The sequence below is a fragment of the Microcystis sp. M179S2 genome (genome assembly GCF_020245805.1).
Lineage (GTDB): Bacteria > Cyanobacteriota > Cyanobacteriia > Cyanobacteriales > Microcystaceae > Microcystis > Microcystis aeruginosa.
This window is the reverse complement of sequence record NZ_JADBUE010000301.1, coordinates 21,965-29,820: the sequence shown is the minus strand read 5'-3', so window position 1 is coordinate 29,820 and position 7,856 is coordinate 21,965. Positions and strand designations below refer to the sequence as shown.

General features: G+C 44.5%; 10 protein-coding genes. 6 read left to right on the top strand and 4 right to left on the bottom strand.

The features are described 5' to 3' along the window. Positions 1-518: 518 nt before the first annotated feature. Positions 519-812, bottom strand: coding sequence for a type II toxin-antitoxin system RelE/ParE family toxin (locus tag IM500_RS18440; protein WP_190717997.1), 294 nt, complete (start codon positions 810-812; stop codon positions 519-521). Further along, on the bottom strand, positions 797-982 hold the full coding sequence (locus IM500_RS18435; protein WP_190718000.1) for a hypothetical protein: 186 nt from the start codon (positions 980-982) through the stop codon (positions 797-799). The genes IM500_RS18440 and IM500_RS18435 overlap by 16 nt, the downstream gene beginning before the upstream one ends. 398 nt (positions 983-1,380) lie before the next feature. On the opposite strand from IM500_RS18435, the gene IM500_RS18430 reads away from it, so the two are divergent. The 6 genes from IM500_RS18430 to IM500_RS18405 all read left to right on the top strand — a co-directional run bounded on the left by IM500_RS18430 (position 1,381) and on the right by IM500_RS18405 (position 6,482). Next, positions 1,381-1,758, top strand: a complete 378-nt coding sequence (locus IM500_RS18430) for a DUF433 domain-containing protein (RefSeq protein ID WP_190718003.1) — start codon at positions 1,381-1,383, stop codon at positions 1,756-1,758. Beyond that, on the top strand, positions 1,755-2,147 hold the full coding sequence (locus IM500_RS18425; protein ID WP_190718006.1) for a DUF5615 family PIN-like protein: 393 nt from the start codon (positions 1,755-1,757) through the stop codon (positions 2,145-2,147). The genes IM500_RS18430 and IM500_RS18425 overlap by 4 nt, the downstream gene beginning before the upstream one ends. Positions 2,148-2,678: 531 nt before the next feature. Continuing rightward, on the top strand, positions 2,679-3,761 hold the full coding sequence (locus tag IM500_RS18420) for a sulfate ABC transporter substrate-binding protein (RefSeq protein WP_287739280.1): 1,083 nt from the start codon (positions 2,679-2,681) through the stop codon (positions 3,759-3,761). 315 nt (positions 3,762-4,076) lie between these two features. Further along, positions 4,077-4,457 (top strand): DUF7980 family protein, encoded by a 381-nt coding sequence (locus tag IM500_RS18415; protein ID WP_002795947.1) that lies wholly within the window; start codon positions 4,077-4,079, stop codon positions 4,455-4,457. Further along, positions 4,454-5,104: a phosphatase PAP2 family protein gene (locus tag IM500_RS18410; RefSeq protein ID WP_190718012.1), complete on the top strand. Its 651-nt coding sequence runs from the start codon at positions 4,454-4,456 to the stop codon at positions 5,102-5,104. Before IM500_RS18415 ends, IM500_RS18410 begins: the two co-directional genes overlap by 4 nt. Before the next feature lie 379 nt (positions 5,105-5,483). Then, on the top strand, positions 5,484-6,482 hold the full coding sequence (locus IM500_RS18405) for a sulfurtransferase (protein WP_190718014.1): 999 nt from the start codon (positions 5,484-5,486) through the stop codon (positions 6,480-6,482). A 257-nt stretch (positions 6,483-6,739) separates the two neighbouring features. Here IM500_RS18405 and cpcA read toward each other — a convergent pair whose 3' ends face one another. Further along, positions 6,740-7,231 carry a C-phycocyanin subunit alpha gene (gene cpcA / locus IM500_RS18400; RefSeq protein ID WP_002762687.1) on the bottom strand — a complete coding sequence of 164 codons (492 nt, stop codon included), beginning with the start codon at positions 7,229-7,231 and terminating at the stop codon, positions 6,740-6,742. 55 nt (positions 7,232-7,286) lie between these two features. Then, entirely contained in the window at positions 7,287-7,805 is a 519-nt protein-coding gene (gene cpcB / locus IM500_RS18395; protein WP_287739286.1) for a C-phycocyanin subunit beta, read from the bottom strand. Positions 7,806-7,856: the final 51 nt, after the last annotated feature.

Here is a 7,856-nt window from a genome sequence, read left to right as displayed (position 1 = left end):
TGTCCATTAAGAAATGTTACAAATTACATGGGTACATTAAGAAAAGTTAAGGGGGTACATCCATTGATGGATAAGGGTTTTGGGCTATTATGGTATATATGTATGGGGGAAGTTCAGTAATGTTCAAAATTCGTGCGTTACGCTGACGCTAACACACCCTACTGGACTGTTTCAGCCGTAGGGTGCGTTCCCTAATGCAGGATTTTTGGGAACGCACCATGCACATTGATTGAAGCTGTGAGTCTAAGTGGGATGACGAAAGCACTGCCTAGCAGTTTGTAGGTTGGAAACGTGATTACCGCTACGCCGTTAATATACACGATCCAATTCTTGATACTACTCCAGATTCACCAGCCCAGGCTCCCTTGGGGCATCTACCTTTTAATGGATGGCAAGTTAGAGGAACACTTCGTAGGGATTTTGATGCTTTTATGCTCAGGTTAGAGCAATGGAAAATATAAACGCTGTCCTATTATTTGTGATTTGAAGGGCGATCGGGTTAAACAAATGGCAAAACTCTATTCTAAAAAACCTCTAGCTGTGTGCCAAAATCTAGCGACGCTGACCTGGTGAATCGGTTCTTCAACACGATAAATAATACGATAGGGTCTAAGAATTAATTGACGGATGTTAACATCATTAAATTCTGGAACTACTCGACCTCGAAAAGGAAACAAACCTAACTCTTTAGTTTTATCGAGTAATTGTTGACCTAATTTTTTCGCTAATTCAGGATTCGTAATTGCGACATAGCGGACGATAGTTTCTAAATCACGAATAGCTTGGGGCGAAAGAATTACTTTGTAGTCCATGATTCCATAATTTTTTCAACCATTTCCACCGGCACACCCTTACCCAAGTCAATTGCTTCAAATCCCTCTTGAATAGCCGCAATAAACCTGACTTGCTCAGCGATCTCTATTAAAGAAATGTCCTCAGGGAGACGTTTAACAAGCTCAATAACTGCTTCTTTATTACTCATGGCTTAAGCCTCTGGAGTCGAATAACAGACATTTTAACATACATACACAAGGTGATCATCCGAATTTTTGAGAAACAATACTAAGGGCGATCACTATCTTGTGATTTATGCTTAGTGCGATGCCGAAGGCACTGCGTAGCAGTACGCTATCGCTTTAGGGTGCGTTCCCTAATGCAAGTCCTACTGTTCCACCAATAGATTTTTGAGAACGCACCATGCACATTGATTGAAGCTGTGAGTCTAAGTGCGATGCCGAAGGCACTGCCTAGCAGTACACTGATCTGGTCGCGTAAGGGGCGGACTATAATGAACGGTGAACCTGATTGGTCAGAAAAAATTGACCAATATTTGTCTGGTGAAACCATTGACCATTAAGTGGATTCTAAGGAGCTAAGGGAATGACCTGGACGGCAAACCAACAAGCGAAAATTATCTGTACAGAGCGAGGACTGACGATCGCTGGCACGCGCATCACCCTCTATGATGTGATCGATCTCTTAAAAGCTGATTATCCTCCTAAACTGATTCGTGACACATTTAACCTCACGAACGCGCAAATTGACGCAGCTTTGTCCTATATTGAGGCAAACCAAGCTCAGGTCGAGGTTGAATATCAAGAGGTTCTTCAAAATAGGGAAGAAATTCGCCAGTACTGGGAAGATCGTAACCGTGAACGCTTTGCTCGAATTGCAGCAATGCCACATAAACCAGGGCAAGAAGCGTTTTGGGCAAAGCTTGAGGAGCAGAGAGCCAGACGTGCCGCACAAAAACAATGACTTTCTTAGTTGACTACAACCTCGACGGTTATGCGCTGATTTTTCTTGGTATATTGGCAAAACGTGGTTGGCTTGAGTTCCAGTCTGTCCAATTTGTTACCTTTAGAGAGGCTGGATTGTCGATGGAAAGTAGCGATCGCCTAGTCTGGTGCTATGCTCAAGAACAGGAGATGATGATTCTTACTGCTAACCGAAATATGAAGGGTGATGATTCCCTTGAGCAGGTGATGCGAGAAGAGAACACAGAGAACTCATTTCCAGTGTTGACGATTGGGAATCTCGAGCGTTTGAGTGAAGCTGAATATCGAGAGCGTTGTGCTGAACGGCTGATCGAAATTGCTGTAGATATTGATAATTACAAGGGGGTTGGTCGGTTATTCATTCCATGATATTGTCGGCTACGCTTGAAAATTAAGGCGATCGCAGTCTTATCGGTGAGATGCACGGCATAACTTAGCCGTTATGCGGCAAGTTTCTGAATAGATCGCAATCGCTGTAGGGTGCGTTCCCTAATGCAGGATTTTGGGGAACGCACCCTGCACATTGATTGAAGTCGTTAGACCGCTTCAATTTTAGGGTAATAGTTGCTAAGGTCTGCTAACTTCACCGTTAAACCCACATAGGGAGAGGTTTTTGAGCGCTAAAAAATTCTTTCCTCTCCATAAAGACGATAAAATCTCTATTTTGGAAGCATAAAAAGGCTTAAGGCAGATTTAAAGGCACATTTAAGCCGTATAAATCGAATATTCCCAGTTTTTTCAGCTAATCAAGCCATTAATGGCTTGATTTCTTTGCATCTAACCCAAACAGTATAATTTTTTCTTCGATGTATTGAAAATGTTTTTTATTTCGTATAAAATACAATCTCAGAGAAAATACCTAGCAATCTCCCATAAATAAACAAAGGAGCCGATGACATCGTGATCCATGAGCCTAGATCCTCAAAACCGAAAACCCTCTTACCCTTTATTTCTCTAGCTAAGGCTGCCGTCGTCACAACGGGAATCGGACTAACTTTTAGTCCCCTATCGGCATCGAGTAATCTGCTGGCAGCTCCGCATAAACAGCAAGCTAAACAACAAACCGTGGAAATCACCCTAGTTTCCTACGCGGTGACTCAATCGGCCTACTCAAAAATTATTCCTCTATTCGTCAACAAATGGAAAAGAGAGAAAAAACAGGATGTGGTGATTAAACAGAGTTATGGTGGCTCTGGTTCCCAAACCCGCGCTGTTATCGACGGATTAGATGCAGATGTGGTAAATTTGGCTATCGGTTCCGATGTGGAACGCTTGCAAAAAGCGGGTTTAGTTAACCCCGGTTGGCAGAAAGAACTCCCCAATAACGCCATCGCCACTCGTTCCGTGGTAGCTTTAGTTACTCGTCAGGGCAATCCCAAAGGAATCCGCAACTGGCCAGATCTAGCCAAATCGGGGATTAAAGTCATCACTGCCAACCCGAAAACCTCTGGGGTGGCCCGTTGGAATTTTCTGGCCCTGTGGGGATCGGTAACTCGGACCGGCGGCAATGAAGCACAAGCGACCAATTTCGTCCGCAATGTCTATAAAAATGTTCCTGTACTACCCAAAGATGCCCGGGAGGCCAGCGATGTCTTCTTTAAACAGGATCAGGGGGATGTGCTGCTTAACTACGAAAACGAGGTGATTCTGGCCCGTCAAAAAGGAGAAACCGGTTTTTCCTATACTATTCCTCCGGTCAATGTTTCGATCGATCCACCGGTGGCCGTAGTGGATAAAATAGTTGATAAACGCAACACCCGGGAAGTAGCGACAGCTTTTGCCCAATTTCTCTTTACTCCGGAAGCGCAGCGGGAATTCGCCAAGGTGGGTTTCCGTCCGGTTAATGCTAATGTGGCTAAAGAGTTTAGTAAACAATACCCAAAAGTGCCGAATCTGTTCCCCTCTACGGCGATCGGTAGCTGGGATGCGATCCAGCAAAAATTCTTCGCTGATGGGGCGATTTTTGACCAAATTCAGCGTTAATTAGTAGTGAGCCATCAGCTGTCAGCTAGATAGCGCTTGCTGAATAAATGTGAAATGTAGGCAAGGTAAGGGTTTTGTGGCTTTTCTTGCGAAACAGGTGCAAGATTTTGAGAGAATCGTCGTTCAAAACCTTGCGTCTTCATCAGCCCGCGTCCTGTAGGGGCGAAGCATTCGGGCAATAACCTATCGGTGAAACCGGAGATTTTCTATCCGAATGCTTCGCCCGTACTTTTTGCCGCAAACCCTAGATAGCAGAGATAGTTGATTGCTGATGGCAAAAAAAAACAAAGCTAATAGTTAGTAACTAAAAAAAAGATGTATCTACTTGACAAAATAAAAAACGGAACCTTGGTATTGATCGGTTACTTATTATCGCCCCTGTGTTGGTGGAACGATCTAATTTTTAATCTGCCGATCGCCTACGGTTTTGGTCGTTTAATTGCTTGCTTACACGCCGATTTTTTTCTACCAGCGGCCATGGTTGGTTATTGGTTATCTAATCTTGTGGGAATTCTGCTAATGCAATTCGGGACGAAAGAATTAATCGGTGGAGAGAAAGAAGAACGCAATTGGCAAAAAGAATTAAGAAATGGATTACTTTCCTCGACAGTTTACACTTTAGTTATTCTGGGCCTAATTCATTTTCAGGTTTTAGAAATGCCCCTGTTATCCTCGATCGCCACTTTTTCCCCGTGATTCCCAAAACTTACTTAAACAATAGCTTAATTTTCTTAGCCATCTTGTTAACATCGCTAACTTTTACGGATTTAGCGATCGCTATTCGCCAGCAGCCGCAAGGATTTGCGTGGGAAAAATCCCTGATGCTATCTATTCATCAAACCGCTAATTTAAACCTAAATTTTTTGGCGATAAAACTAACGGGATTAGGCACTTATTGGGGAGTGGCCCCGATACTGACAATTTTACTGCTGATTTTTGCCCTAAAAAAATACTGGTATGGGTTCGCTTATCTCCTTGTGACCATGGCGGGAGGTTGGGCTATTAGTTATAACCTCAAGATGCTTTTTCGTCGGAATCGCCCGCAATTTTGGCAGTTATTTTATCCCTTACCCCACGATTTTTCCTTCCCTAGCGGCCATGCTTTATTTAGTTCCCTGTTAGTCGTTTCTTTACTGATCCTATCTTGGAGAACGCGCTGGTTTTTAGGGGTAGTTTTACTGGGGATTCCCTTCGTCTTGGTTATTGCTTGGACCCGTCTTTATTTAGGAGTTCACTTTCCTAGTGATATCCTTGCCTCTTGGCTTTTAGCGCTCGCTTGGTCCCTCCTAGTTCATATCTGGTGGCAACAGTTATTAAAGACACCCAAGGCGATCAGGAAATAAGGAGAAATTAATAATTAGGGTTGGCTGAATATCAGTGAAAGCTTTGCTAGAAAATGGTTTAGGGACTTTTGTTTTCAAGAAAAGTGCCAAAGACAAACGTTGATAAATCGATCCGAGGGACTCAAAACCCTTGCACTTTCCGGAGGCGATTGCAAAGGGTTCCGCTTCTCAGTGTGCGAGGTTATTCTGTTATTGGGACTTCCCCTCCTGACTACTGACTCCTGACTCCTAACCCCACCAACAAACTTTTTTAGCAAACCCTAATTAGTTGACCGACTTGCTGCCCAAGAAAAATATCACGTTATACCTAAATTTTTGGAGAAAGCTAATCAAAGCCCTATAGTAATTATCGTTTGATATTCGTCGCTGACACTGAATCATGAAATCAAAACTGCCACGAGGGAAGGGTCTCTCCCTGGGACGGTTTCAAAGCCGTCCCCTTGCTTTTCTCACTTTAGTTCTTCTGTGCATTTTAACCTTTACCTTAGCGCCGTCATCGCCCCTGATGGCCACGTCTAAATCTGAGACTAAGATAGACTTTGTATCGCCGGCGTGGGTAGCACAAAATCTCAACGATCCGAAGTTAAAAATTCTCGATCTGCGGATTAATCCTTTGGAATATATCACCGGTCATTTACCGAAAGCGGTGAATATAGCCGATAATAATTTTCGTGGTCCAAACGGATTTTTACCGGTTCAATATTGGCAAGAGGATAAAATTGGCAGTCTCTTTGCCGCCGCGGGAATCACTAATGGCGATCGAGTGGTAGTATATTCCGATGGTCGCGATGTCTTGGGGGCAACCATGGTCGCCTATTTACTAGAGCGATCGGGTTTCCGAGATGTGGCCGTCTTAGATGGTGGTTTTAAGGGTTATAAGGCTTCTGAACAGAAGGTAACGAAAGAATTCCCTAAATATCAACCAGGGAGCTTTACTGTCCGTGATAATCCCTCGATTCGGGTAACTTTAGCAGAAGTAGAGAAATTGATCGGCAAACCAGATGTGGTTTTTATCGATCCTAGACCGGAAGAACTTTTTCAGGGGAAACAGGATATCTGGCTGAGAAATGGTCATATTCCGGGGGCGAAAAATATACCCTGGCCGACTTTTACGGAAGCGAATAATCCGGATGAATCTCTGAAAAATCCCCATAAATTGAAATCTTTAGACGAAATCAGGAAGATTCTTGCTCAACGCAACATCAAGCCCTCGGATAATATTATTGTCAGTTGCAGCACGGGACGGGAAGCGACTTTACAGTATGTTGTCCTCAAACATCTGCTCGGTTATCCCAAGGTGCGAATTTATGAGGGTTCTTGGACAGAGTACAGCACCACAGAGCTGCCCGTCGCTACTGGGCCAGAAAAAGCGGTCTGAAGTCAAGTTTGTCGGTTTATACTCGTTGTGTTTAACCATCTTGCCCAAGATGGTTTTTTTGTTAGGGTAGGTTCCCGACGACGACTAAGTTATACTAAATCCAGTTATTAAAAACTGATTATTTATTCTCCGTTTTGCCTTTTGCCTCTCCTGATATGTAGCCTATAGTCAACGGATTTAGTATTAGACGGACGCAAAAAAACCTCGGCGCTCATCCCGAGGTGAATTTAGGAGATATGAGCTTATGTTGACGTAAATTAGCTAAGGGCGTTGATCACATAATCGATGTAGGAATTAGCTTCTACAGCAGCATCCCCAGTTAATCCGTGATTGGTTTTGATGTATTTTAAGGCTTCGATATACCAACTAGGAGATAGTTCAAAGGCACTATTAATTTCACTCAAACCAGCGACCAGATATTCATCGATCGGGCCTGTACCGCCTACCACGAGGGCATAGGTGATAATTCGGATATAGTAGCCGATATCGCGAACGCACTTGGATTTCCCTCGCTCATCGTAGGCATAGTTCGGCCCCTGGAGTTGGGTGGTGTAGGGAAATTTTTGATAGACAGCGTTGGCTGCTTCTTGGGCTAAACTGGGGGCCTTTTGGGCGAGGATTTTTACCGCTTCTAGGGTGATGGCGGCCTGACGGAAACGACCGAAGGCCACTTGTAATTCAGCACTGCTGAGAAAACGTCCTTGGGAATCGGCAGTAGCCACCGCTTCGGTTAAAGGTGTTTTGGTCATGGATGGGATTGCTCCTACAAAAGTTTAATCGGATTGAGATAAGAAAGTCACAGCATCAGGAAACTGCCGCCGCCGATCGATCGAAGTAAGAAGCGACTTCTGCTAGTAAAGAACTGCAATCCCCGCGAGTGATACCGTTGGGATCGGCCGCTAGGGCAAGGGAAGCGTCCTTGAGCTTGAGAATTCCGGCCGCAACAGAAGCTCCCGGAACTCCCAGGGCGACGTAGGTTTCCCGGAGACCGTTCAAGGCGCGATCATCGAGGATGCTGGCATCGCCGGTGAAGGTGGCATAGGTAACGTAGCGCAGGATAATTTTCAAATCCCGCAAGCAGGCGGCAGCACGACGGTTTGTATAGGCGTTGCCACCGGGGGCAACTAAAACGGGCTGTTCTGAAAACAAACTACGCGCGGCATCGGTAACGATCGCAGAAGAATTACTGGAAAGACGATTGACCACATCCACGCGTTTATTACCATCTTTGACGAAGGCAATTAGGGCATTGACTTGATTCTCGCTCAGGTATTCCCCCCGGGTATCGGCCTGAGAAACGACTTTGGCAAAGGCATCTAACACCATAGTTTTCATCTCCTATAATGATGATTGGTTTCGGCAAAATATCGAGGT

Excerpts from the sequence above, each read along its gene's own strand:
- IM500_RS18440 (WP_190717997.1), bottom strand. The coding sequence starts at position 812 with ATGGACTACAAAGTAATTCTTTCGCCCCAAGCTATTCGTGATTTAGAA.
- IM500_RS18435 (WP_190718000.1), bottom strand. The coding sequence starts at position 982 with ATGAGTAATAAAGAAGCAGTTATTGAGCTTGTTAAACGTCTCCCTGAG.
- IM500_RS18430 (WP_190718003.1), top strand. The coding sequence starts at position 1,381 with ATGACCTGGACGGCAAACCAACAAGCGAAAATTATCTGTACAGAGCGA.
- IM500_RS18425 (WP_190718006.1), top strand. The coding sequence starts at position 1,755 with ATGACTTTCTTAGTTGACTACAACCTCGACGGTTATGCGCTGATTTTT.
- IM500_RS18415 (WP_002795947.1), top strand. The coding sequence starts at position 4,077 with ATGTATCTACTTGACAAAATAAAAAACGGAACCTTGGTATTGATCGGT.
- IM500_RS18405 (WP_190718014.1), top strand. The coding sequence starts at position 5,484 with ATGAAATCAAAACTGCCACGAGGGAAGGGTCTCTCCCTGGGACGGTTT.
- cpcA (WP_002762687.1), bottom strand. The coding sequence starts at position 7,231 with ATGACCAAAACACCTTTAACCGAAGCGGTGGCTACTGCCGATTCCCAA.